Below are 23,781 nucleotides of genomic sequence, written 5' to 3'. Positions count from 1 at the left end.
TGAGTATTACCCAAAGGCATCAGTTTAAATAAAAAATGATTATAGTCATGCAAATTGAAAATTCCTAGAATTGTAATTGCAGGTGCAACAAGTGGAGTTGGAAAAACATCCATTACATGTTCGATAATTCATTCTTTACAAAAAGAAGGTTATTCTGTTCAACCCTTTAAAGTGGGTCCTGATTATATAGATCCTAGTTACCTTTCAAGCGTTTCAAAAAAAGAAACGTACAACTTGGATGTATGGTTAATGGGAAAAAACCAGCTATTAGATAGTTTTGTTTTAAATTCAAACTCTAGCGTATCTGTGATTGAAGGCGTAATGGGATACTATGATGGATTTGGTGGAGATACAAATTATGCTAGTACACATCATGTGGCCTCCATTACGAAATCTCCCGTCATATTGATTTTAGATGCAAGCAAAACATCACGTTCAATTGCTGCAACGGCACTTGGCTTTATCAAATTTCACAGAAATTCAGGAATTGTAGGCATAATTCTAAATAAAATAGGAAGCAAAAAGCATGAGCTTTTGTGTAAAAGTGCATTAGAAAAAACTAAAATTCCAATCATAGGTGTTATTCCAAAGAATCCGGAATTAAATTTAGAATCGCGCCATCTTGGATTGATTTCAACACTAGATGATAAATCACTAAAAACTAAAATTCAAAGAATTTCGAAAATCATTTCACAGTATGTGGATGTTCAACAAATAATTAAAATTTCAAAAAGTGCAACTCCCTTAGAAAAAAAACCAAAACCTATAGCTAAAAAAACAAAAACTACAATTGCAGTAGCACTTGACACTTCATTTAATTTCTATTATCAAGATAATCTAAAAGCATTGCAACGTGAAGGGGCTAATCTTAAATTTTTTAGTCCAGTGGAAGATAGAGAAATTCCAAAATGTGATGGATTATACATTGGAGGAGGGTTTCCTGAGATTTTAGGTAGTTCATTAGAAAAAAATCAAATTATGAAAAAAACCATTAAAAAATTATCTGAAGATAATTTACCAATTTATGCAGAATGTGGTGGGTTGATGTATCTGACAAAGTCTATTCTATCTAATAATAAAAAACACAAAATGGTGGGCATATTCGATGCTGAAACAAAAATGACCAAAAAAATGAGACTAAACTATACAAAAGGAAGGATTTGTAAGAAAAATCTAATTTCAGAAAAATTACACAATTTTCAAGGTCACGAATTTCATTATTCTCAATTAGATTCAATTTCTAACGATTCTAAATTTGCCTATACATTGGAAATTGGTGAGGGAATACAAAAACATCAGGATGGAATGATTGAATACAATACACTTGCATCATACGGTCATCTCTATTTTGATAGCTCTAACTATGCCCAAATTTTTGTTAAAAATTGCTTGGAATATTCAAGACGATGATTCTGCTCTAATAAGCTTGAATATGGCATTAATTATTGCAGAAGCTGATGAACTTCCACCTTTTCTACCAATATTTGTGATAAATGGAATTTCTAACTTTGATAGCTCCTCTTTTGATTCTGCAGCACAGATGAATCCTACTGGAATTCCAATAATCAATGCAGGCTTGACTATGCCTTCTTTTACCATCTGAATCACTTCCAGCAAGGCGGTAGGCGCATTTCCAATTGCCACAACTCCACCCTCGATATCCGATATAGCGGCTCTCATTGATACCTGAGAGCGTGTTTTTCCTTCTTTTTTTGCCAATTCCATAATTTCAGGACTTGAAATATTACAAACTATGTTATTTCCAAAATCTTTGGGATTTTGTTTATTCAGTCCGCCTATCACTCCATTCACATCAACTACTATGCTGCAACCGTTTCTCAAAGCATTCATGCCACTTTGAATCGCATCTTTGTGAAAAATTATTTTATTTTTATCCGCAAAATCAAAATCTGCCGTTGAATGAATTATTCTTCTTACAATGGGCCATTCTTTTTCATTATATTGGTGTACGCCAATTTCATCTTCAATCATTTGCATGCTTGCATCTTCAATAGATTGACCCTTCTTAGTTTGCATTTTCTACTTCCTTTGCTCTTTCTAATATCAAGTCTATCATTTTTTGATCGCTTCCCAAATGTTTGGTGATGAAAGTTTTTTTCATCTTGGAATTTTCCAATGCGGGAATCAAATCATTATTGATATCTGTTTTTACATGAGCTCCCTCATGAAGAAAATAAAAAACAATAATCAACACTTTGGGATTGTCTTTTTCACACTTTTTGATTCCCTCAACAATATCCGGTTGTTCTATTTCTAACCAACATCTACTTACATTTCTATACAAATCTTTTAATTCATTTACAATGTAATTCAATGACATTTGTGCATTAGGATCTTTACTACCGTGCCCAATTATCATTACATCTACTTCTTTTTTTGAAAGTTCCACGTTATTCTCTTCTAACGTTGTAGATATTCTATTTTCTACAATGTCAACTAGAGTTTTATGCATGCTCATTGGTTTTGTAACAACAAATTTCACATTCGTGTCTTTTTGGAACTTCATTACATCTGTTACTGCATTTTTTACTTTTTTACCTGGATACAAAAAATAAGGAACTATAGTTAATGAATCAATATCCTCTTTGAGACATTTGGAAATCCCATCTTCAATATATGGTGGTTCTACCTCGAGAAAGCAAAAATCAGTAAAAACATAATCTCCTCTCTTCTTAATTCCCTGGCAAATGGCCTCTAATTCTTCAGATGCCTCCCTTTCTCTGCTTCCTCTGTCAATTAGTAATAATCCTCGCTTCAATTCACAATCCTCGCTATTGCTATGGTCAAATTAGGTGGGAATTTCTGCTTTTCTACAATCAAATCTCCTCCAGAAACTTTCATTGCGGCAGCCTCTGAAACACTTGCGGTTCCCTCAAATGCTTTGACAGCATCTGATGGGTTTGGTGCAGATATCTCAGCTAAATCCTCCCTGTTTACGTATTCGACTGGAATTCTCATTTCTTTTCCAAGATCAATCAATCCTTGCACGTCTTGAGGTTTTTTGATTGAGACTAATTTTGCAATAGATTTTGAGCTGAGCTTGAACTTTTCTAAACAATTTTCGATTCCTTCTTTGATTGTTTCTTTTGTGGTATCCCAATGTAATCCAATTCCTATGACTAAGCTTGGAGGACGATAAATCACAGACTCTTTAGATATTTCTTCGTCAACTACTCTGTCAGAAATAATTAGATACGCTTTTGAGTTTGATTTTTTTAAATCATCTAGATTTTTATAAATTGAAACATTCTTTGGTAATTCCTTGAACCAATTTTTGTTACCTGCATCCTGAAATATCCCTATTGGCTCTTCATTTACCATGTGTGCACTAATCTTTGTGACAGTTGCATCATCGTCTATTTTCCAATTAAATTCTCTTCCAACCAGATCCACTGCTATGGTTTTGTTAACATCTGCAGCCGTAGTGATAACTGGTAAAGCTTGTAATTTATCTGCGATTTCTTGAGTTAGCTCGTTTGCCCCTCCAATATGTCCTGATAATACGCTAATTACAAAATTTGTCTTATCGTCAATTACAATTACGGCCGGATCTGTTTTTTTGTCTTTCAAATGAGGTGCAATTAGCCTAATTACGGCACCCAAAGAAAAGAGGCATATCAGGGCATTGCTGTTCTTAAAAAGTTCAACTATTTTCTCTGATGTGGATTCATGATACCAAATAATATCATTTTTTTCATCTGAAAATTTTGAGGGTGCAAAGATATTCCAGTCAGGAAATATTTTTTTAAGATTCTCTCCAATTTTTACTCCGTTTTTAGTAATTGCAAGAACTGAAGTTTTATCCATAATCAAAACCTTCCAACTTTAATAAAATACCTTACTCTTCTGATTTTCTCGCCAAAATATTTCCATCAAAATCAAATAAAATAACATCGATTGGAACTTTTTGTTCTGAATGATTTCTCATATGCTTGTATGTTTCAGTACAAATCAACTCAAAAAATCCATCTACTCTGTTTTCCATAATAATTTCAGAAACATGCCTTGCAGTATTTGCTTTTTTAATACTCTCTATTACATTCTCATTGGCATTTGCTTTTTCTGCTAATTTTGATAGAAACATCATATCTACTTTAGAACCTTTAACATGAGTCTGTTTAACACCTGCAGCCATTTTTGCCAGTTTCCCGATGAATCCTACAACATATGCTTTTTTGATATTCTTTTTAGCGCATTGTTGAATTGTATATCCTGAAAAATCTCCCATTTGCACAAAGCAATGATCAGGCAAGTTTACTATTTTTTTTGCAAAATCTTCACTTCTTCCACCAGTTGTAAGTACAACTGTATCATTTCCCATTGCAATTGCTACATCTAGATTTTGTCTTATTGATGCTGCATATGATGCTGTAGAAAATGGAATTACTATTCCACTAGTTCCTAAAATAGAAATTCCATTAATGATTCCTAATCTTGGATTATCTGTTTTAGGGCCTAGCTCTCTTCCTTTGGGAACAGAAATAATTACTTTAATTCCTTTTTGCACAAGAATTTTTTCTCCTATTTCTCTTAAATTTTCATTAATCATTTTTTTTGGAACAGGATTAATTGCAGCTTTGTTAATCTCTAAACCCAAGCCTGGTTTAGTAACAATACCTACACCTTCACCTCCGTCTATTTCTAGTTGGTTTATTTTATCTGTAAGTGACAACTCTACAATAATTTCGGCACCATGTGTTACATCAGGGTCATCCCCGCCATCTTTAATTACAGAGCATTTTGCTTTATCAGATCCAAATTCACATGAATGCACTGGAATCTGAATAAAAGATCGTTTGGGTAACAATATCTCTATACTTTCTATTTTTTTCTGAGCAATAATTGATAATAATGCTGCCTTAGCTGCAGCAGTTGCACAACTGCCTGTGGTATAGCCAGTCTTTAATTTTGTTTTATCTTCTTCCACATTAATTGTATTTATTTTGCTGTATTAACTCTTATTTGATAAATTTTCAAATTTAGCTAAATAGATTTAAAATTAAAACTCGATGAAAGATATTATGAATAAACTTAGAAAGATAGTTGTTACTGGAGCAACCGGTTTTGTTTCAAGAAATCTTAGAAAGTATTTATCTGAACAAAATATTGAATTAGTTTCAATATCTAGAAAGAATTTTAATCAATTCAAAAATGAGACTAAAATTATTTCAGAAAATTATGAGGAAAAAAAACTTTTAAAAAAAATCAAAAATTCTGATGCCCTGGTTCATCTCATCGGAATTGGAAAGCAATCAGTAAACATTGATTATGAAAGAACAAATGTTGAATTTACAAGTCATATGGTAAATTTGAGTAAAAAAGCAAAAATCAAAAAAATTGTTTATCTTAGTGGTTTAGGCGTATCAGCAACTACTTCTTTAGGGTATTTCATTTCTAAGTATCAAGCTGAAAAAATTATTATCGATTCAGGAATTAATTATACTATTTTCAGGCCTTCGTTTATTGTAGGAAAAGATGACTTGCTTACAAAATCTCTTCACAAACAGATCAAAAAAGGATTAATTAAAATTCCTGGTTCTGGAAATTATAAAATTCAACCAATTCACATTAATGATGTTGTAAAAATTATTTTCAAATCAATTACTGAAACAAAGTACCGAAACAGAATAATTGATCTTGTAGGTCCTGATAATATCAGCTTTGAAGAATATGTTAGATTATTCTCAAAAAGAACAAACACCAGGATTAAAAAAATAAATTTAGAAGATTCTTATCATGATGCTATTACTAACCCAAAATCAGATTTTGGAATAGATGATCTCAATATTCTTATTGGTAATTTCAGGGGCAATCACAACAAACTAAAAAAATTAACTGGAATAAATTTTGAGTCTGTTGTAGAATTATTAGAGTCCAGCAGACTGCTTTAATGTTTCAGCCTTGTCTGTTTTTTCCCAAGTAAATTCAGGCTCATTTCTTCCAAAGTGACCGTATGATGCCGTTTTTTTGTAAATTGGTCTTTTCAAATCTAATTGAGAGATAATACCTGATGGTTTCATATCAAAATTCTTTCTGACTAATTTTTCTATTTCATTTTCTGGAATCTTATTTGTTCCAAAAGTATTGACATAAAGTGATACTGGTTCTGCAACTCCTATTGCATATGCAAGTTGTACTTCACACCTATCAGCTAGTTCTGCTGCAACAAGATTTTTTGCAATATATCTACACATGTAACATGCAGATCTATCAACTTTGGATGGATCCTTTCCTGAAAAAGCTCCTCCCCCATGTCTTCCGAATCCTCCATAGGTATCAACAATAATTTTTCTTCCAGTTAAACCTGCATCTCCATGTGGGCCGCCAATTACAAACTTCCCTGTTGGATTTATGTGGATTTTAATTTCATCATTCCAAAGATTTCCTAGAACAGGTTTGATTACTTTGTCGATGACTTCCTTTGCAATCTCTTCTTGAGAAATTTCTGGAGCATGCTGTGTTGAAACTACAACAGTCTCAATTCTTATTGGTTTGTTGTCTTCATACCTTACAGAGACTTGTGTTTTTCCATCAGGTCTAGCCCAAGGAAGAATATTGTTTTTCCTGACCTCTGCTAATTTCTGTGCAAGTTTTTGTGAAAGTAAAATTGGCATTGGCATGAGTTCTTTTGTTTCGTTTGTAGCATATCCAAACATTAATCCTTGATCTCCTGCACCTTGTTCTTTTTCCTTGGTAGCTGTAACGCCCTGACTGATGTCTGGACTTTGGGAATGAAGACGCAAAGTCACTTCACAAGTTTCTGTATCAAACATCAAGTCTTTGTTGTTATATCCGATATCCCTAATTGTTTTTCTAACTAATTCTTCTTGAGCTTTTTTATCAAAATTTGCTTTAGATGTTACCTCTCCTGCAACTGCTACAAAATCTGTGGTGACCATTGTCTCCACTGCCACTCTTGAATCTGGATCTTGTTTTAGAAACTCATCTAAGAATGCATCAGAAATATTGTCACATATTTTATCTGGATGTCCTTCTGTTACTGATTCAGATGTAAATAGAAAACTATTGGTCATAAAATCACACTGTTAACTAGAGTTCATTTTCTAGTTTGATGAATAATACGTTGTTGCCTCTTACGATTACTCTTCCATAATTTGCAATTGTTTTACCATCATGAAGCTCTTCAGCATCAGTCATAATCAGATTCATGTATGAATCAACATTATCCATTTTTCCCTTGTACTCTACTTCATTTTTCAGTCTTACTGTAACTTTCTTCTTTGTACTTTTTTGAAGAGTTGTTAGAGGTCTTTTTGCACTATTTGATTGGGACACTAATTGTTCACTTGTTTTCAAACTTTTTTCTCTAGAATAAAAGCCTTACCTCCTTTGTGAAAATTGAAATTCCTTAAATTTTTTCTTCTTTTTCTAATAATTACACAAATGATCTCTACTGGTTTACAAAAATTAGATGAATTCTTGTCTGGAGGAATTTCTGGTGGCATAATTGTTGATATTTTTGGTGGCAATGGGACTGGAAAAACTCAGTTTCTCTTACAATTATGTATGAATTCAATCAAAAATGGTGGAAATGTTTTGTATTTGGATACTACCGGAGGGTTTAGACCTGAAAGAATTTTGGAAATTCAAAAACAATCTGAAATAGAATTTGATTTTCTTGACAAAATTACAGTCTCTAGAATAAGAAATACTTCGGAACAAATTAAATCAATTAATAATTTTAAAAAAAATCATTTCTCATTAATAGTCATTGATAATATCACTGATTTATTTTCATATGAATACAAAAATGAAGAATCTATATTTGAAAAAAATTCGTTGTTTATGAAATACATGAATCAACTATCAAAATTTGCAATTAATAATAAAATTCCAATTGTAATTACTAATATGATTAGAATTCTTGAAGGTCAAGAAGTTGAAAATATGAAAAGTGCCATTGATCCTTTTACACATATCAAAATCCATCTTTCTAAGAAATCCTCAAAATTTGAAGGTCAAATCTACTCAGCATTTGATAAACAGTACTTTTCATATTCAATCAATACCTTGGGACTAACTAATAATTCTGAAGATATTTAACGGTCAATCGTAAAGTTTGTCTAATGGCAGGAATCTTTGATTCAATTCCAATAATCACTGTTGTATTATTTGCACTTGGATTGGTAGGTGTTATTGCTTATGAAAGATTACAAAGAAACACAACAGACAAATCAGATTCTTGAATCTTTATTTACAAAATTTGGATTTTCTAAATTAACTGAAATTCAGAAGCAAGCTTCACCTTTTATTCTACAAAAAAAAGACTGTCTAGTTGTTGCCCCAACTGGTTCCGGAAAAACAGAATGTTCTGTCATTCCTATTTTTTCAATTTTGAAAAAATCAAAAAAACAAGGCAAAATCAAAGCTCTCTATATTACTCCCCTGCGCGCATTAAATCGCGATGTTTTTAGAAGAATTACAAAATATGCCCACGAAAATGAACTGTCTATTGAAATCCGGCATGGGGATACAACACAAAAAGATAGGAAAAAAATCACTGACAATCCTCCAGACATTCTAATCACAACACCAGAAACTCTTGTCATACTTTTGACCCAAATTAAAATGCTTGATGCATTATCTGATTTGGAATGGATAATAATTGATGAAGTTCATGAACTACTTTCTAGTGAAAGAGGCGCTCAACTATCACTTAGTATTGAAAGATTGGAATTTAACTCTAAATTCCCTCTCACAAAAATAGGTTTATCTGCTACAGTAGGGAATTTTGAAGAAGCGGGAAAATTTGTTGTTGGTACTAAAAGAAAGTGTGAGATTATTAGAGATACATCTGTACGAAAATATGACGTTGAAATAAAATATGTGGAAGGCACAATCTCTGATGTTGCTGAAAAAATTGTTGAATATGTTTTAGAGTTAGAATTAGATTCCCCTGTGCTTTTATTTACTAATACGAGAGGAGAGGCAGAATTTCTGGCTTCAATTTTGAAAGATAAATCTTCAATCCCTATTGAATTACATCACGGTTCACTCTCAAAAGAGGTTAGAGAGGAAACTGAATCTACTTTGCGTGAAGGAAAACGTGGAATTGTTGTCTGTACCTCTTCATTGGAATTAGGCCTGGATATTGGTTCTGTTGAATTAGTAATTCATTACGGTTCGCCTAGACAAGTTTCAAAATTTGTACAAAGAATAGGAAGAAGCAGGCATAATCGTGATGCGTCAGCTCAAGGATTAATCATAACTAATAATTCTGATGATGAATTTGAGGCACAAGCAATACTTGATCGTATTAAAGAAGGTTCAATTGAAGAACAAAAAATTCATGATGGCTCACTTGATGTCTTAGCTCATCATTTAGTTGGACTGACAATGCAATGTGGTGAAATTTCAATCGAACAAGCTTTTGATTTAGTTACAAAAGCATATCCGTTCAGGAATTTGCAAATCAAAGATCTTATAGATGTGCTAGATTTGCTTGATTCCAATTATTTGATATTTTTTGATCGAACAAAAATGACTTTTTGGAAGAAGGGACGTTCATTCAAATATTATTTTGAGAATCTTTCTACGATTCCAGATATTTTAAAATTCAAAGTTTTTGACAGTGTGGGTAAAAAAATCATTGGATCATTAGATCAAAGATTTGTTGGCGATTTTGGGGATTCTGGAAATATTTTTGTTTTAAAAGGATCGCAGTGGAGAATTTTGAACGTCGATGAAAAATCATTCACTGTAAATGTTGAGCCCTTTCGAGGAGGTGGCATAACTGTACCTTACTGGGAAGGTGAAAGTATTCCTATTGATTATAAAACTGCAAGAAAAGTAGGTGAATTCCGTAGTAAAACAAAGAATGGTTCTCTTGTGTTAAACAATAAACTTATTGAGAAATTAAATTTTGATATAATACCTGACGAAAATAACATTGTTGTTGAATCAAGCAGATCTCAAGGTTCAATAGTAATTCATTCGTGTTTTGGAACTAAAATCAATTCTACTTTATCTACTCTGCTTTCCTCATTTCTTTCTTCATTATTAGGTTCAATAGTTGATTCACGTTCTGATGGTTATAGAATTGTTTTATCTTCAAGATCACGTATTTCAGAAAAACTTTTCACTGAAGTTATAAAAGATGACTATGATCTACACTCTATTATTGGTGCATCTTTAGCAGGAACTCATAATATAAATTGGCGAACTTGGTGTGTTGCTAAAAAATTTGGCATCGTGGGACGTGGAGCAATCTATGAAAGAAAATCTGCCCGATTTTTGTATGAGCGATATTCCAAAACTGCACTTGTACGTGAAGCACTACGTGAATTGTTTCATGACAAATATGATCTTAAAAACTCTGATAAAATATTAAAAAAAATTCGTGAGAATGAAATTCATATAAAGTGGTTAGAAGTTGATCAATTTTCTAAATTAGCAGAGCCGATATTGGATCATACAACGAAATATTACTCATCTCCTGCTAATCTTGATAAAGGCATTCTTGATCTTGTAAAAACTCGCCTTCAGAAAACAAAACATCGCCTAATTTGTGCCCGGTGTGGTAAATGGGAGCGTTTAGTTGAAACACATGAAGTAAAAAATATCCTTATCTGTCCTTATTGTAAAGGAAGGCAAATCACAGCCACCTATCACTCTGATTATGATCTTCCAAAAATTATTCGAAAAAAACATGAAGGAAAAAAACTATCTGCTGATGAAAAACACAAGTATGATCGTGCTTGGAAAGTCTCATCTCTGGTGGAAAATTTTGGTAAAATTGCCATTACTGTAATGTCTGGATATGGAGTCGGCGCAGATACTGCCGCAAGAATTTTACGCAATATGGTTGATGAAGAACATCTCTTTAAACAAATCTACGAGGCAGAGAGACAATATGTTGTAACGAGAGGTTTTTGGGATTCTTAATTTTTCTTGGTAATTTTAGAAAATGCAGTTACAAATAATTCAATTCTACCTTCAAGACCTGCTTTTGCATTTAATCCTGTGATTGAAACAATTTCTCCTAATTCACATTTGTCAATTAGTCTTGCTTGATTTCTCCAACCTTTGACCCAAATTTGACCTGTATCATCTTCTACAAACATTTCTGAAAGTGATATTGATTCTCCAGTTTTTGTTTGAACTTCGCGTCTTTCAGGAACTTTTAAGATTATTGCTTCAATGCAGTAATTTCCATCAACTTTGACATCGTTGATTTTTGTTCTAATCTGAGACAATGATGGAATAGATTCATCATTGTCTAATTTTCTTACAAACGAGTTATCGTCCAGCGTAATTGAATTTCCATATATCTTTGATGGCATACATTCTATCACATCACCTTCTGCACAAATACTGGTTGAATTTGAAAAATCACTGATATTGTATAGATTCTTCTTATTATCAACTGCCAAAATCATATTCTTCCCATTCTCAGATGTTGACATGGAAAGAATTCTTGCAATTACTGGCTCTGCTTCTTTTCCTCCTTCAATTTCGATAATTGTTGCATCATTTCCATGAATTTCTAAACCTTGGTTTCCTGATTTTACTTTGACACCAAGCAATCTTACTTTTGCAGACTGGGAAATCATATTTGGAATTGATGATTCATCTTTACCCCAAAGCACTACTCTCATTCCACTTCCGTCTTTTCCTTTCAGTCGCATTCTGAGTGCTTTTCCAGGCTGGCCTCGAGAATTAGTAAATTCCATTCCGCTGATTACGCCATCAATCATGCCTGAAATAACAAGATCTTTTTGTCCTTCCTGCAATTCACTAACATCCTTTGTAATGGATTCAATAGTTGGAATTTCGCTTTCTCTATCAGCTGTTTCAATATTTGAACCAGAACCAATGTTTATTGTTGGAGACCCATCAAAATCTGATTTAACATAAGCCTTGATGATTTTAATTAAATCTCCTGGTTTTAGATTTTCAACACCAGGCAGGTTTGCTTTTTCATCCCATAATTTTACACTTGCAGTTGAATTTCCATCATATACAGTCATTGTTCTAAGATAAAATGGAGAACCATCTTTTCTTGAAAATTGTTTTGCAGGTGAAAGATTCAAAACTCTAGTCTCTAATGAAATTTCTTTTGCTCCAGCATAGAGATCTTTTAAACTCATTTCAACTTTTAGTGGCTCAGCTAAAGTGACACCAAAATCAGATGCAATCAAAAATAATGCCCCTTGATCAGTCAAGTATCCCGCACCGATTTTCTCTTTTTTCAGTTTAATCTGTTCTTCAACATCTTCTTTTGTTAATTCTGGTTTTAGTTCAAGTAATTTACTCATTAAATTTTCTAGTTCAGACAATTCATTTTTTGTAAACTTGATGTATTAATAAAAATTTCACTAGTTCCTAAAATTTTCACTTTAAAAAAAAGATCGCTTTACACATCATTTTTTAATTTTAAAATTCAAACATACATCTTTTCGGACTGTTTCTTCATGGTTTGTACTTACAAATTCCATTTTTACAGAATTTTTCTCATTAACTAAATTAATAGGATGATCGCAGTTTTCTTATGTCTTGCATTGACGTTAAACATCTCTCAAAATCATATGGCTCAGTTCATGCTGTAAAAGACCTTGAACTATTAGTACGACCAGGACAGGTTTTTGGATTTTTGGGACCTAACGGTGCTGGAAAATCCACCACGATCAAACTTCTTACAACTCTAATTCCTCCTTCAAATGGAAATCTTTCTATTTTGGGAATTGATGCTGTAGCAAATCCTCTTCAAGTCCGTCATAAAATAGGAGTGGTCCTGCAACAACCAAGTTACGAGCCTACTTTATCAGTTGAAAAATCTCTTGATAAATATGGGATGATGTGGAATGTTCCAAAAACTGAGCGTAAAAAAAGAATGGAACAACTTTTGATAGATTTTGATCTTGTAGAGATTAGAAAAAAACGAAACGAAGATCTTTCAATTGGTCAACGTAGGAGAATTCAGGTTGCTCGTGAATTTATGCATGACATGGAATTATTATTTTTGGATGAGCCAACCGTAGGTTTAGATCCAAGTGCCAGAAGAAATCTATTGGATTACTTAAAAAATAAAGTAAAAACAGGATTGACAATTTTTTATACAACCCATATTCTAACCGAAGCTGAATATCTTTGTGACGAAATAGCTATAATTGATAAAGGTCGAATTCTTACTGTAGACTCTCCTGATGCTCTGAAGAAAAAATTTGGAAAAGAAAAAACTATTAAAATTCATTTATCAGAAAAACAAACTAACATTTCATCTCTTCTTACTGGAATTTCTGATTTTAAAATTGATTATGAAAATGGAACCAACATCATAATTCATTCGGAACAATCTGAATTAGTTTTGTTAAAAGTATTGAAAATACTTAATGATAACACAATTGAAATTGAAGATCTTTCAGCCGTCCCAACAAATCTTGAAGAAATATTTTTAAAAATGATGAGAGACAATGCATCCAATAGTTAGACTTGTAAACCGAAATCTCACGATTTCTCTTAATCCTGGCTTTCTAATTTGGCAGGTTATTTTTCCTTTGATCTACATTTTTGTTGCAGGATTTGCATATGCACCATTAATTAATCAAGTTCCATTTGGAGCAAAAGACCTTGATTATCCGGCATTTTTAGCATCAGGTATGATTGGATTTAACATCATGAATAGTACTTTAGTTTCTGGTATCATTATTTGGAACGATAGAAGACATGGAATGTTTGAACAAATAATGTCTGGTCCCTTTACTAGAAGTCATTACATTCTTAGCAACATCTGTACTATAGGAATAGTTGGGTTAGTAAGTGCAACTTTGATAGCTCTTGTTGGCTATCCAGTATTTTTTGAATCGGTAGAATTCTCATTAATTACAATTCCAATAATTATTTTTGGTGCAATTACTGGCTCGGTTCTATTTGGTTCGTTGGCATCAATTATTTCTACCAGATTACGCTCAAGTGAGGGATTTAATGTAATAATTAACACTGTTTTTCTGTTTTTTGCTTTTGTAAGTACTGCATTTTATCCAGCTGCTGGTGCTCCTGAACCACTAAAATCTGCATTCTATCTGAATCCGCTAACTTATCTTGTAGATGTAATAAGAGCAGGGATTTTTGGAAACATTACTGAATTTGTGATTTTTGAAATGATTATTCTTGTAGGTATAGCGTCAATTCTATTTGTTATTGCTTCAAAACTGCTTACAAAATTAGATTTCTAGAAAATTTAATTAATTTTTGGACTTTTCAAATAACTCGTTAACTTTTTTGACAATATCCAAATTTTCATATTCAACCAAACTCAAATTTGGTATTACGCAATGCCCACCAATGATTCCCGGATACATTTTTGGTCTGTTGCCTAAATTCGCATGAATTTCATCTGCAAATTTCCACATCTCATCAAAATCAACGCCCTCTTTATCACAAATCATTTTTGTAATCTGAGCATAATTAATCAACCATCCATAATATGTTGTATCAACTAATATCTTTGCAAGTTCAGCAGTTTTAGTAGTGGACATCCAATCAATTTTCTCAAACCTTTTTTCCACATCTGATTTAATTTTTGGATCTATTTGTTTATGATCTGATGAAATAAATTTTGTATATTTTTTAATATCATCTAAAAATCTTCTATGTACTCCACGAACTGGTGAAAACAAAATAGGGACTGTAGTTTTTGTTTGAATGTTTTTAGTTGTTCCCGGTTTTACCGTAGAATGAACTAGGACACCTTTCAAACCTTCTATCTTATCAACCCAATTCACTGTAATGTTTACAAACTCTGTTAATTCTCCAGGAATACAAACATGAAGATACTCTGGATTTTTAATTACTGTATTTTCTGAATAATTCTTGCATTTTGATTCTTCAAGATCAATTCCCACACATTCAAAATTCCTTTCTACAAGTAAATCAAATAATGTCTCTCCTACTTCACCCATTCCTAACACGATATCTGTCATTACTTAATTTCAGAAAAACTACCTATATTATATTCATGTTACAAGAATACTGTTTTAAAATAAGGTAGCCCGGCCCAGACTCGAACTGGGGTCAAAGGCTTCAAAGGCCTCTATGCTTGACCGCTACACTACCGGGCTGCTAAATCGAGCACTCTCATTCCCTTAATGAACTTTTTATCTTAATTTGACTCTTAAAATTAGTTAATTATTCATTGATAATTTTATTTAGTTTTTCAATGGGATCTTCCATTTGTTCTACAACTCTTTTTGCTCTTTTTTGATTAACTGCGTTTGATGATTCAAAAACATTCTTGATATATCTAGAAATTTTCTTTGGATTTGTTTCCCTTTTAACTAAATATTTTTTTACTAAAAAATTTTCAATTATGTTTGGAACAGCATTATATGAAATTGTTGGAATTCCCATTAATGCTGATTCAGCCGTCATAGTTCCCCCAGATCCTATAAAAATATCTGTATTACTCAGTAAATATTTTCCATCAAATGTCATTTTTACAACTTTGGCTTTTTTACCAATTATCTTTTGAATATTTTGAATCTGTTTTGTATATCTGCCTAAAATCACAATGTTTTCTTTTTCATGCTCTTTTACAATTTGTTTAATAATTGGAATTATCTTGCTTGATTTTGAAGCATATGCTGCTTCTTCTTCTTCAGCCCTAATCAAAATATTTTTCCTATTAGTTTGTTTAAATGGTAATGATCTTTGTTGATTAATTTTTCTTTTGATAGTTACAACCGCATCTATGGCATTGTATGAGGTGATGTCTTTTTTATCAATTCCATATTTAGAAAATTCATTTTTAGGTATTATACTGGGTATCAATAGTTTTTGAATTAGTGGCAATGTTAATCGCATTACTGCAGAAGCATGTGGGGAATCACAAAATGCTATATGTTTGATTCCTAAACCAAATGAAATTCTCGCTGCTTCAGGAGAACAAAAACTAATTACAACATCTGGTGAAAAATTATCAATTTTTCTGGAAAGTTCTCCCATTCTATCAATACTGGCTCGAAGCTTGCTTTTTTTGTCACTCCCACCATGTTTTCCAATAAAAACGAGGTCAAAATCACGTATTTTTGCTAATTTTGAAACTTCGTTATAGTTTCTTGATGTACATAAAATATTGTGTTTTTTTCCTAATTTTTCAATTATTGGTTCAGAAAACAATAATTGTTTTGGAGTGAGAATATCTATCCATATTTTCAAGTAATTTCCATAATTCGAGTTAGTTCAATAAGTTTTTCTTAGTCTAATACTAGTGTAAATGTAATGGGGGGAGCAAAAGTTGTCGTTTATGGTCTTAGTACTGAGGGATATGCTATTGCATCACAAATGGCAATTAAAGGTGCAGATGTCTACATAATAGACGAATCCACACCATCGGCAATATCATTGAAAGCGGAAATTGCTAAAACTTATCCTAATGTAGCATCACTAAAAGAAGATGAACCTCTATTAGCTATGGAGCCAATTGACGTGGCTATTTCCAAAGCACAATATCTTTTCTTCACACCAAGAATTAGAAAAACAGGACAAGACATCAAAACTGAAATCCACTCTAAATTCAAGGATGCAGTAACATCATTAAAGAAAAACAGCTCTGTAGTCTTTACTCTTCCAACTGGGTTTGGTGGAAATAATGAAAATATTTCATTACTTGAACATGTTACAGGTCTTGAGGCTGGAAAGCACATCTCTTATTTTTATTATCCTTTAGAGGATCTAAATCATCAACCGAAAATCATAGGCTCCTTTAATGGAAAGGAAGATCCTGTACTTCATGATTTACTTACCGTAGGCAAAAAGGAGAAAAAATTTGTAGCTATTTCATCATCAGAACATTTTCATGCAATTAACGTATTATCTAGATTTTCTAGTTTATGTAGTGTTTTAGAAGTTTGTAAATATGCCCAAGACGATGTAACTAAACATGATCTTTCTTCAGATGATTTTCAGGAGATCTTTTTAGATAATATGGTCAGCGGTCTATTTGATCTAAAAGCATTAGGTTCATCATTTGAAGGTGCAAATTCCCTAATGTATCTTATTAATGGAAGCGTAAAGGGAATTGATGGATATATCAAACGATTAATAGATGAAATTCGTGCAACTTTGAAGAAGAAAGATCTCAAAGCAAGCAGAACAAAAATTGCATTGTCTTGGACTCTTGATCAACATGCAATGCGTGGAGATAAAATAGAGATGCTGCAAAATTTAACTTCTAGATTGCGTGATTATATTGGTGATGTTGAAGCCTACGAAGATCCAAATTTTGATTTGTTTCATAGTGATAAAACCACAATTATTGTAGCATGTTCAAAAAACGATTTTGATATTATTGAAAAAACTAAACAAGGTTCTGAATTAATCATCGTCAAAGCTAATCCTTTATGCGAAACAATTCAATAATAGTATAAATTAGCTAAACTACTATTTTGTTTGAATTGACAAGTGAAACTAACTCTGATGAAATTCCAGTAAATGTTAAATCCGATAATGAAATCGATTCTGATGAATCAGAAGAATCACAAACTTTATCGACAAATGTTGAAGAACTAGCAAAATTATTAGATACAGAAAAAGAAAAAGTATCTGAATATGAAGAAAAATTAAAACACGTTTTAGCTGACTTTCAGAATCTTAATAGAAAAACACAATCTGACATAGAAAAAGGTGTAAATGCAAAAATAGATGAATTTGTATTGGATTTTCTGAAAATTTATGATGATTTTGTTATAGCAAAAGAAGTTTTTTCTAACAATAAAATTAATTCAGATGGTCTGGATTCTATTTTAAAACATATGGATTCTTTATTAAAAAAATATCATGTTGTTCCAATCGATGCGTTAGGAGAAATCTTTAATCCAAATTTTCATGAAGCGATTTCAATTATTAATGATCCTGATTTAGATGATAACACAATTACAAAAGAGATCAGGAAAGGATATATTTCTCATGAGAGAGTTATAAGGCCTACACTAGTAGAAATTTCAAAAAAAGGATGATAAAAAATGGCTAAAATAATCGGTATTGATTTAGGAACAAGTAACTCTGCTGCTGCAGTAATAATGGGTGGCAAGCCATCAATTATTCCAGCTGCTGAAGGTTCTACTGTTGGAGGAAAAGCGTTTCCATCAGTTGTAGCATTTTCAAAAGATGGTGAACTTTTGGTTGGTGAGCCTGCAAGAAGACAGGCAGTTACTAATCCTGACAGGACTATTGTTGCTGCTAAAAGGAAAATGGGTACTGATTACACTTTTAAAATTTTAGATAAAGAATACAAACCACAACAAATTTCGTCATTTATTCTCCAAAAAATCAAAAAAGACGCTGAGGCATTTATTGGTGAACCAGTTGAGAAAGCAGTGATTACTGTTCCTGCATATTTTGATGATAACCAACGTCAAGCAACTAAAGATGCTGGGACAATAGCTGGATTAGATGTAGTTAGGATTATCAATGAACCAACCGCGGCTTCTTTGGCATTTGGGTTGGATAAAGCCAAGGAAGATATGAAAATTCTTGTCTTTGATTTTGGTGGCGGTACACTAGATGTTACTATAATGGAAATGGGGGGAGGAGTCTTTGAAGTAATGAGTACATCAGGAGATACTCAATTAGGTGGAACCGATATGGATAAAGTCCTAATTGATTACATTGTTGACGAATTCAAAAAGAAAGAAGGCGTTGATCTTTCACAAGACACTACTGCAATGACTAGAATAAGAGAAGCATCGGAAAAAGCAAAAATTGAATTATCAACAGTAATGGAAACTGATGTTAATTTACCCTTTATCTCTCATGATCCTTCAACAGGTGCAAAAAATCTTGAATTTAGATTGACTAGAGCTAAACTAGATGAGTTAATTGGACCAATAGTTGATCGATGTAAACCTTCCATACTGAAAGCACTTGAAGATGCAAAACTTTCGAATTCGGATATCAATAAAATTGTCATGGTTGGTGGGCCTACAAGAATTCCATTAGTTAAAAAATTTGTAAGTGGAATAATAGGTAAAGAAGTTGAATCTGGTGTTGATCCTATGGAAGCAGTTGCCATGGGAGCTGCAATTCAGGCAGGAATTATTGCTGGAGATGTCACCAGCGACATAGTTTTACTTGATGTTACTCCACTAACATTAGGAATAGAAACTTTGGGCGGTGTGAGAGAGCCATTAATTGAAAGAAATACAACGATTCCAACTTCTAAGAGTAAAGTTTTCACAACTGCAGCTGATAATCAAACAGCTGTGACAATTCATGTTGTTCAAGGTGAGCGTCCAATGGCAACAGATAATGTTTCACTAGGAAGTTTTAATCTAACTGATTTGCCGCCAGCTCCAAGAGGGATTCCTCAAATTGAAGTAAAATTCGATATTGATGCAAATGGAATTATCAATGTAACTGCAAAGGATCTTGGTACACAGAAGGAAGCAAAGATTACCATTGAATCTACATCAAAATTATCCAAAGAAGAAATTGAAAAATTAAAAGAGGATGCAGAAAAATTCTCTGATGAAGATAAAAAGAAAAAGGAAAAAATTGATCTAAGAAACGAAGCAGAAAGTTACATTTACACTACAGAAAAATTGGTCAATCATGATCTAAAGGAGAAAATCTCTCAAGAACAGGGAATAAAAATTACTGATGCGGTAAAAGAAGTCAAAGAAGTTTTAGATAAAGAACCAAGTGAACTAAAGCCCAAGCTTGAGGCACTACAATCTTTGGTCAATGAAGTAACTACAGAACTTTACAAAAATGCTTCACCTCCTCCAGGCGCTGAGGGACAACAGAGTGCTGGTGCTGAAGAACAACAAAATGCCGAAAGTCAACCAAATGAGTCATCCACAACTGATGAAACCAAAACTAACTAAAATTCAAATTCAATCATTTATACGACAATTATTGTAAAGGTATGATTCATGGCTGCAAAACGTGATTACTATGAAGTTTTAGGAGTATCTAAAACATCTTCTACAGATGAAATAAAAAAACAATATAGAAAACTAGCTCTAAAATTCCACCCGGATCGTAACAAGTCTTCTGACGCTGGGGAACATTTCAAAGAAATTTCTGAAGCTTATGCTGTTCTTTCAGACCCTGCAAAGAAGCAACTCTACGATCAGCATGGTCATGCTGGCGTTGATGGAAGATATTCAAGCGAAGATATTTTTCAAGGTGCTCGTGGAGATTTTAGTGATATATTTGGTCGCGGTGGAGGCGGCTTTGATTCTATTTTTGAATCCATATTTGGTCGCGGTGGAGGTGGATTTGGCTTTAATCAACAAAGGGGCTCTGATATTCTCTATGAAACCTCAGTCACATTAGAAGATGTTCTTCATGGAAAAAAAATGGAAATTGATTTGCAAAAACAACTTCAATGTGACAATTGTAATGGAACTGGTTGCAAACCAGGAACTAACAAAAAAACATGTTCTTCATGTAATGGTCAAGGACAAATAAGACAAACAAGAAATATGGGTTTTGCTTCTTTTGTAACAGCTGCACCATGTTCTTCATGTAATGGTCAAGGTTCAATTATTGAGATTCCTTGTGATGAATGTAAGGGTCAAGGAAAGAAAAAAGGTAACAAAAAAATTACTTTTGAAATTCCGCCAGGAATTGATTCTGGAGATTACACAGTGCCAAATGAAGGAAATGAGGTTCCAGGAGGCTCTAATGGAGATTTGATAGTACGAGTAAGAGTACAACCACATTCAAAATTCAAAAGAGACGGAAAAGATATTTTTTATGATCAAGATATCTCAATGATTGATGCGGCATTGGGATGTGAAATCGTCGTTCCAACTTTAGATGGAACAGAAAAAATTAAAGTCGATTCTGGTAGTCAACCAAATACTATAATCAAATTAAAGGGAAAGGGAGTCACACATATCAATTCTCGAGGAAAAGGAGATCAATATGTTCGAATTGTAGTCAATATTCCACAAAAACTTAGCAGGCATCAAAAAAAGCTTCTAGAAGAATTTCAAAAAGATAGTGACTAAATAAATGAAAATTGCTTTAGATGTTGATGGCGTGCTTGCTGATGTAATAGTTCCTTGGTTAAATTATAATAATACAATTAGACCTAAAATCTCAAAAAACGACATAACTGATTGGGATTTTTGGAAGAATCATGAAATAAATCCATATGATTTCTATGCCGAACTAAGCTCTTGTTGGAAAAATTGGAATTCCATACCTCCTACTGAAGAGAATCTATCATCTGTAACAAAAAATCTTTTAGAAATTGGTCAAGTAGATATAGTTACTGCAAGAGAACGTTCGACTGATTCTTTTGTAAAAAATTGGCTTAATCATCATAACATATCTTTTGATAATTATGTATCTGTAATTGATGGGCCTATGAAAGCCGATTTAGATTATGATGTTTTTATAGACGATTCACCACTTAATGCACTAAAATTTCTTGAAAATAAAAAACAAGTAATCTTATACTCTCAACCATGGAATAAACACATTTCTGAAAATGAAATTCACAGAATTTCAATTCTTTCAGAAGCTGTTGAAAAAATTAAATCTGTCTAGTCTTTTACAAGTTTTCTAATGTTTATCTGATGTCCGTTTCTGATATGAGAAGAATGAGTAGTATTCAATAACTCCTTTACTTTTTCATCATTGTAGAACTTTACATTATACTGTCCAAGGACTTTTTTACAATTTGAACAATACACTTCGTTAAATTCCATTTTCTTTCTTGACTAATCAAATTACTTTTTTTATGGTATAATAAAGAAACTTATTCTGGATTTCAAAAATTTACAATGCGGGAGTCACCCAGCCTGGTCAACGGTGTAAGGTTCAGATCCTTATCTTCTAGGAGTTCGTGGGTTCAAATCCCACTTCCCGCATTATAATCCCATATTTTCTAATTTTTTCTTGATGTTTTTTAAAAGAAGATTATTCACTATTTCGCCCGAAGCTTTTCCTCTTAATTCCTTCATGACAATTCCCATTAGTGGTCCAATTGATCGTTCTTTTTGATTTTTAATTATTTCTTGATTTTTTTCAATAATGTCTATGATGATTTGCTCTACTTTTGTTTCATCAACAGCCTCTATCGATGCATTTTTCAATGCTTCATCAATTGTTTGCGATTTACCTGACATGATGCTCTCATAGATGATCTCAATTGATTCTTTTGCAATCTTTCCTTCTTCTAACAGCTGAAATGATTTTATTATGTTCTCTTCTGTTAATAATTTAGAATTCATCCCATTTCTCTCTAAATTAGTTATTGTAGAACATAAAATTGATGCAACAAACGTAGGATTGATTTTAATTCGTTCAATAACTTTTTCAAACAATTCCATGTATCGTGAATCAAAAATTTGCTCAGAAAGCTGGGGATTCAATTCATATTTTTTTTGTAATTCTAAAAGAGATTCATCCCATGATTTTGGAATATTTTTCTTGGCATTTTCTAATTCTTTATTTGTAACTGAAATTGGTGGAATGTCTGTTTCAGGATACATTCTTGATGCGCCTGGGCGTGGTCTTAAGAATACTGTTTCACCTGTCTGCGTAGCTAATCTGGTTTCTGCAGGAACACCATTTTTGGCTTCTAACAGTCTACTGATAATTGAATCTATTACAAAATCTATTTTTGAAGATGGCGCTGCAATAATTAAAAATGCATCATTTTGTTTAACTTTTAAAATATTTTTCACAATCAAAACATCTTTTTCCTCAATCCCATAATTTGGTAATTCATCTGAATGGAAAACTCCCCCAATACCATAAAACTTTACCAACTGTCCGATTTCTTTTCCTAATCTGACTCCTTCAAATGGTGTGTATCCAAACATTCCAGAAAAATTTTCAATTTTAATTGCTTTGATTGTTGAATTATCTTTTAACGCTTTTTGAATAATTTTTGATTGACAACCTTTCCAATCTTCAGTGATGTCAAAAACATTTTCGCTTTTTGAAATTCCTTTAAAATCTGAATTTTTCAGTTTTTCAGCAATTTTTACTAATCCATACTGTCTTTTAGCCTCAAATTCTACTACTTTTTCTAATTGATCTAATTGTTGAACTCCTTTGACTTCTACTATTCCTCCTCCGTCTTTAACTGAAACATTGACATCCTGTCTAATTGATCCAATTCCTCTGGTTACCTTTTTAGTACTTCGTAATAGTCTACCTAAAGCCAATGCAATATTTTTAATTTTTTTTGGATCTCCTTCTACTGGATCTAACGCAATCTCTAACAGAGGAACACCTAGACGATCTAAACTGTATTCTCTGATATCCCCTTTGTCTCCAAGAAGTTTTGCTGCATCTTCTTCAAGACAAATTGATTGCACGCCTATAGTTTCACCATTAACTTCAATTTTTCCTCCTTGTGAAATTAACATGGTTCGTTGAAATCCCGTTGTATTTGAACCATCAATTACAGATTTTCTCATTGGATAAATTTCATTAAAGATTTTTGAATTAAGTGATGTTGCAATTATCAATGCAAGTTCTTTTGCATTATTATCTAAATTATGTGGTGGTTCTTCATCCTGTTCAACCAAACAACTGCTTTCTGAATTTGCATAATAGACTATTGTTTTTGATTTTGATTTTTCAAATAAAGCTGCTGGATCATATTCTCCCAATTCACTTTTAACTGCACGCAATTTTCTTTGAAATTTAATGGAATATTCTTCTGATTCAATTGGTTTGCAATTACAAAATAATTTTTTATTAGTTGCTAGTTGCTGATGAATTTCCAGTCCTACTTTTAATCCAATACTGTCAATAGAAAATTCTGACACC

At 32.5% G+C, this 23,781-nt stretch carries 22 protein-coding genes and 2 tRNA genes; 12 read left to right on the top strand and 12 right to left on the bottom strand.

The window, feature by feature from the left end:
• Positions 1 to 54 precede the first annotated feature (54 nt).
• A complete protein-coding gene (locus OO712_RS10220) occupies positions 55 to 1,410 on the top strand; it encodes a cobyrinic acid a,c-diamide synthase CobB (protein WP_109877825.1) in 1,356 nt (451 codons plus the stop codon).
• Here the strand turns inward: OO712_RS10220 and OO712_RS10215 are convergent.
• From OO712_RS10215 to OO712_RS10200, 4 genes are read right to left on the bottom strand one after another with little or no spacing between them, the layout of a single operon-like run.
• Positions 1,399 to 2,037, bottom strand: coding sequence for a precorrin-8X methylmutase (locus OO712_RS10215; protein WP_109877824.1), 639 nt, complete (start codon positions 2,035 to 2,037; stop codon positions 1,399 to 1,401). The two genes, OO712_RS10220 and OO712_RS10215, sit on opposite strands and share 12 nt — an antisense overlap.
• Entirely contained in the window at positions 2,027 to 2,779 is a 753-nt protein-coding gene (locus tag OO712_RS10210) for a sirohydrochlorin chelatase (protein ID WP_109877822.1), read from the bottom strand. Before OO712_RS10210 ends, OO712_RS10215 begins: the two co-directional genes overlap by 11 nt.
• Positions 2,776 to 3,828, bottom strand: coding sequence for a cobalt-precorrin 5A hydrolase (locus tag OO712_RS10205; protein WP_109877897.1), 1,053 nt, complete (start codon positions 3,826 to 3,828; stop codon positions 2,776 to 2,778). Before OO712_RS10205 ends, OO712_RS10210 begins: the two co-directional genes overlap by 4 nt.
• Positions 3,829 to 3,859: 31 nt before the next feature.
• Positions 3,860 to 4,963: a cobalt-precorrin-5B (C(1))-methyltransferase gene (locus OO712_RS10200; RefSeq protein ID WP_109877820.1), complete on the bottom strand. Its 1,104-nt coding sequence runs from the start codon at positions 4,961 to 4,963 to the stop codon at positions 3,860 to 3,862.
• Positions 4,964 to 5,042: 79 nt separating this feature from the next.
• Here OO712_RS10200 and OO712_RS10195 point away from each other — a divergent pair, with 79 nt between their 5' ends.
• Entirely contained in the window at positions 5,043 to 5,912 is an 870-nt protein-coding gene (locus OO712_RS10195) for an SDR family oxidoreductase (protein WP_109877895.1), read from the top strand.
• Here the strand turns inward: OO712_RS10195 and metK are convergent.
• Positions 5,889 to 7,055 (bottom strand): methionine adenosyltransferase, encoded by a 1,167-nt coding sequence (gene metK, locus OO712_RS10190; RefSeq protein ID WP_109877818.1) that lies wholly within the window; start codon positions 7,053 to 7,055, stop codon positions 5,889 to 5,891. The two genes, OO712_RS10195 and metK, sit on opposite strands and share 24 nt — an antisense overlap.
• Positions 7,056 to 7,071: 16 nt before the next feature.
• Complete coding sequence (locus OO712_RS10185) at positions 7,072 to 7,338, bottom strand: U6 snRNA-associated Sm-like protein LSm6 (RefSeq protein WP_225866942.1); 267 nt, start codon at positions 7,336 to 7,338, stop codon at positions 7,072 to 7,074.
• A gap of 87 nt (positions 7,339 to 7,425) precedes the next feature.
• On the opposite strand from OO712_RS10185, the gene OO712_RS10180 reads away from it, so the two are divergent.
• Together OO712_RS10180 and OO712_RS10175 are read left to right on the top strand one after the other, a co-directional pair.
• Positions 7,426 to 8,085, top strand: a complete 660-nt coding sequence (locus OO712_RS10180; protein ID WP_109877893.1) for an ATPase domain-containing protein — start codon at positions 7,426 to 7,428, stop codon at positions 8,083 to 8,085.
• A 99-nt stretch (positions 8,086 to 8,184) separates the two neighbouring features.
• The gene (locus OO712_RS10175) at positions 8,185 to 10,926 is read left to right on the top strand and encodes a DEAD/DEAH box helicase (RefSeq protein WP_109877816.1); all 2,742 of its coding nucleotides are present in this window, start codon (positions 8,185 to 8,187) and stop codon (positions 10,924 to 10,926) included.
• On the opposite strand, the gene OO712_RS10170 is transcribed toward OO712_RS10175, so the two are convergent.
• Positions 10,923 to 12,299, bottom strand: coding sequence for a single-stranded DNA-binding protein (locus OO712_RS10170; protein ID WP_370684803.1), 1,377 nt, complete (start codon positions 12,297 to 12,299; stop codon positions 10,923 to 10,925). The two genes, OO712_RS10175 and OO712_RS10170, sit on opposite strands and share 4 nt — an antisense overlap.
• A 233-nt stretch (positions 12,300 to 12,532) precedes the next feature.
• On the opposite strand from OO712_RS10170, the gene OO712_RS10165 reads away from it, so the two are divergent.
• Both OO712_RS10165 and OO712_RS10160 read left to right on the top strand, forming a co-directional pair.
• A complete protein-coding gene (locus tag OO712_RS10165) occupies positions 12,533 to 13,471 on the top strand; it encodes an ABC transporter ATP-binding protein (RefSeq protein ID WP_109877811.1) in 939 nt (312 codons plus the stop codon).
• A gap of 67 nt (positions 13,472 to 13,538) precedes the next feature.
• Positions 13,539 to 14,216 (top strand): ABC transporter permease, encoded by a 678-nt coding sequence (locus tag OO712_RS10160; protein WP_264953695.1) that lies wholly within the window; start codon positions 13,539 to 13,541, stop codon positions 14,214 to 14,216.
• 9 nt (positions 14,217 to 14,225) lie between these two features.
• Here the strand turns inward: OO712_RS10160 and OO712_RS10155 are convergent, their stop codons facing one another.
• The 3 genes from OO712_RS10155 to OO712_RS10145 form a co-directional block, all read right to left on the bottom strand.
• On the bottom strand, positions 14,226 to 14,963 hold the full coding sequence (locus tag OO712_RS10155) for a nucleotide sugar dehydrogenase (RefSeq protein WP_109877807.1): 738 nt from the start codon (positions 14,961 to 14,963) through the stop codon (positions 14,226 to 14,228).
• A 65-nt stretch (positions 14,964 to 15,028) separates the two neighbouring features.
• Positions 15,029 to 15,101, bottom strand: a tRNA-Gln gene (locus tag OO712_RS10150).
• A gap of 67 nt (positions 15,102 to 15,168) precedes the next feature.
• Entirely contained in the window at positions 15,169 to 16,197 is a 1,029-nt protein-coding gene (locus tag OO712_RS10145; protein ID WP_109877806.1) for a DUF354 domain-containing protein, read from the bottom strand.
• 63 nt (positions 16,198 to 16,260) lie between these two features.
• Here OO712_RS10145 and OO712_RS10140 point away from each other — a divergent pair, with 63 nt between their 5' ends.
• Genes OO712_RS10140 through OO712_RS10120 form a run of 5 tightly spaced genes read left to right on the top strand, consistent with a single transcriptional unit; the run spans position 16,261 to position 21,543 of the window.
• Positions 16,261 to 17,400, top strand: coding sequence for a hypothetical protein (locus tag OO712_RS10140; RefSeq protein WP_109877805.1), 1,140 nt, complete (start codon positions 16,261 to 16,263; stop codon positions 17,398 to 17,400).
• A 35-nt stretch (positions 17,401 to 17,435) separates the two neighbouring features.
• The gene (locus tag OO712_RS10135) at positions 17,436 to 17,996 is read left to right on the top strand and encodes a nucleotide exchange factor GrpE (protein WP_109877891.1); all 561 of its coding nucleotides are present in this window, start codon (positions 17,436 to 17,438) and stop codon (positions 17,994 to 17,996) included.
• Between the two features lie 6 nt (positions 17,997 to 18,002).
• Positions 18,003 to 19,865, top strand: a complete 1,863-nt coding sequence (gene dnaK, locus OO712_RS10130) for a molecular chaperone DnaK (RefSeq protein ID WP_109877804.1) — start codon at positions 18,003 to 18,005, stop codon at positions 19,863 to 19,865.
• 48 nt (positions 19,866 to 19,913) lie between these two features.
• Positions 19,914 to 20,999, top strand: a complete 1,086-nt coding sequence (dnaJ, locus tag OO712_RS10125; RefSeq protein WP_109877803.1) for a molecular chaperone DnaJ — start codon at positions 19,914 to 19,916, stop codon at positions 20,997 to 20,999.
• Positions 21,000 to 21,003: 4 nt separating this feature from the next.
• On the top strand, positions 21,004 to 21,543 hold the full coding sequence (locus OO712_RS10120; protein ID WP_109877802.1) for a 5' nucleotidase, NT5C type: 540 nt from the start codon (positions 21,004 to 21,006) through the stop codon (positions 21,541 to 21,543).
• Here OO712_RS10120 and OO712_RS10115 read toward each other — a convergent pair.
• The gene (locus OO712_RS10115; protein ID WP_200829121.1) at positions 21,540 to 21,704 is read right to left on the bottom strand and encodes a hypothetical protein; all 165 of its coding nucleotides are present in this window, start codon (positions 21,702 to 21,704) and stop codon (positions 21,540 to 21,542) included. The two genes, OO712_RS10120 and OO712_RS10115, sit on opposite strands and share 4 nt — an antisense overlap.
• Positions 21,705 to 21,781: 77 nt before the next feature.
• Between OO712_RS10115 and OO712_RS10110 the strand changes: the two genes are divergently transcribed.
• A tRNA-Leu gene (locus tag OO712_RS10110) sits at positions 21,782 to 21,866 on the top strand.
• Here OO712_RS10110 and gatE read toward each other — a convergent pair.
• Positions 21,867 to 23,780 carry a Glu-tRNA(Gln) amidotransferase subunit GatE gene (gene gatE / locus OO712_RS10105; protein WP_109877889.1) on the bottom strand — a complete coding sequence of 638 codons (1,914 nt, stop codon included), beginning with the start codon at positions 23,778 to 23,780 and terminating at the stop codon, positions 21,867 to 21,869. It lies immediately after the preceding tRNA gene.
• Position 23,781: the final 1 nt, after the last annotated feature.

This window comes from Nitrosopumilus zosterae (genome assembly GCF_025998175.1).
GTDB classification, from domain to species: Archaea; Thermoproteota; Nitrososphaeria; order Nitrososphaerales; family Nitrosopumilaceae; genus Nitrosopumilus; species Nitrosopumilus zosterae.
This window is presented reverse-complemented; position numbering and strand designations above follow the sequence as displayed.

What these genes read in the sequence shown, in the direction of transcription:
- OO712_RS10215 (WP_109877824.1), bottom strand. Translation starts at nt 2,037, where the DNA reads ATGCAAACTAAGAAGGGTCAATCTATTGAAGATGCAAGCATGCAAATG.
- OO712_RS10205 (WP_109877897.1), bottom strand. Translation starts at nt 3,828, where the DNA reads ATGGATAAAACTTCAGTTCTTGCAATTACTAAAAACGGAGTAAAAATT.
- OO712_RS10195 (WP_109877895.1), top strand. Translation starts at nt 5,043, where the DNA reads ATGAATAAACTTAGAAAGATAGTTGTTACTGGAGCAACCGGTTTTGTT.
- metK (WP_109877818.1), bottom strand. Translation starts at nt 7,055, where the DNA reads ATGACCAATAGTTTTCTATTTACATCTGAATCAGTAACAGAAGGACAT.
- OO712_RS10180 (WP_109877893.1), top strand. Translation starts at nt 7,426, where the DNA reads ATGATCTCTACTGGTTTACAAAAATTAGATGAATTCTTGTCTGGAGGA.
- OO712_RS10175 (WP_109877816.1), top strand. Translation starts at nt 8,185, where the DNA reads ATGAAAGATTACAAAGAAACACAACAGACAAATCAGATTCTTGAATCT.
- OO712_RS10170 (WP_370684803.1), bottom strand. Translation starts at nt 12,299, where the DNA reads ATGAGTAAATTACTTGAACTAAAACCAGAATTAACAAAAGAAGATGTT.
- OO712_RS10165 (WP_109877811.1), top strand. Translation starts at nt 12,533, where the DNA reads ATGTCTTGCATTGACGTTAAACATCTCTCAAAATCATATGGCTCAGTT.
- OO712_RS10155 (WP_109877807.1), bottom strand. Translation starts at nt 14,963, where the DNA reads ATGACAGATATCGTGTTAGGAATGGGTGAAGTAGGAGAGACATTATTT.
- OO712_RS10140 (WP_109877805.1), top strand. Translation starts at nt 16,261, where the DNA reads ATGGGGGGAGCAAAAGTTGTCGTTTATGGTCTTAGTACTGAGGGATAT.
- dnaK (WP_109877804.1), top strand. Translation starts at nt 18,003, where the DNA reads ATGGCTAAAATAATCGGTATTGATTTAGGAACAAGTAACTCTGCTGCT.
- dnaJ (WP_109877803.1), top strand. Translation starts at nt 19,914, where the DNA reads ATGGCTGCAAAACGTGATTACTATGAAGTTTTAGGAGTATCTAAAACA.
- OO712_RS10120 (WP_109877802.1), top strand. Translation starts at nt 21,004, where the DNA reads ATGAAAATTGCTTTAGATGTTGATGGCGTGCTTGCTGATGTAATAGTT.
- OO712_RS10115 (WP_200829121.1), bottom strand. Translation starts at nt 21,704, where the DNA reads ATGGAATTTAACGAAGTGTATTGTTCAAATTGTAAAAAAGTCCTTGGA.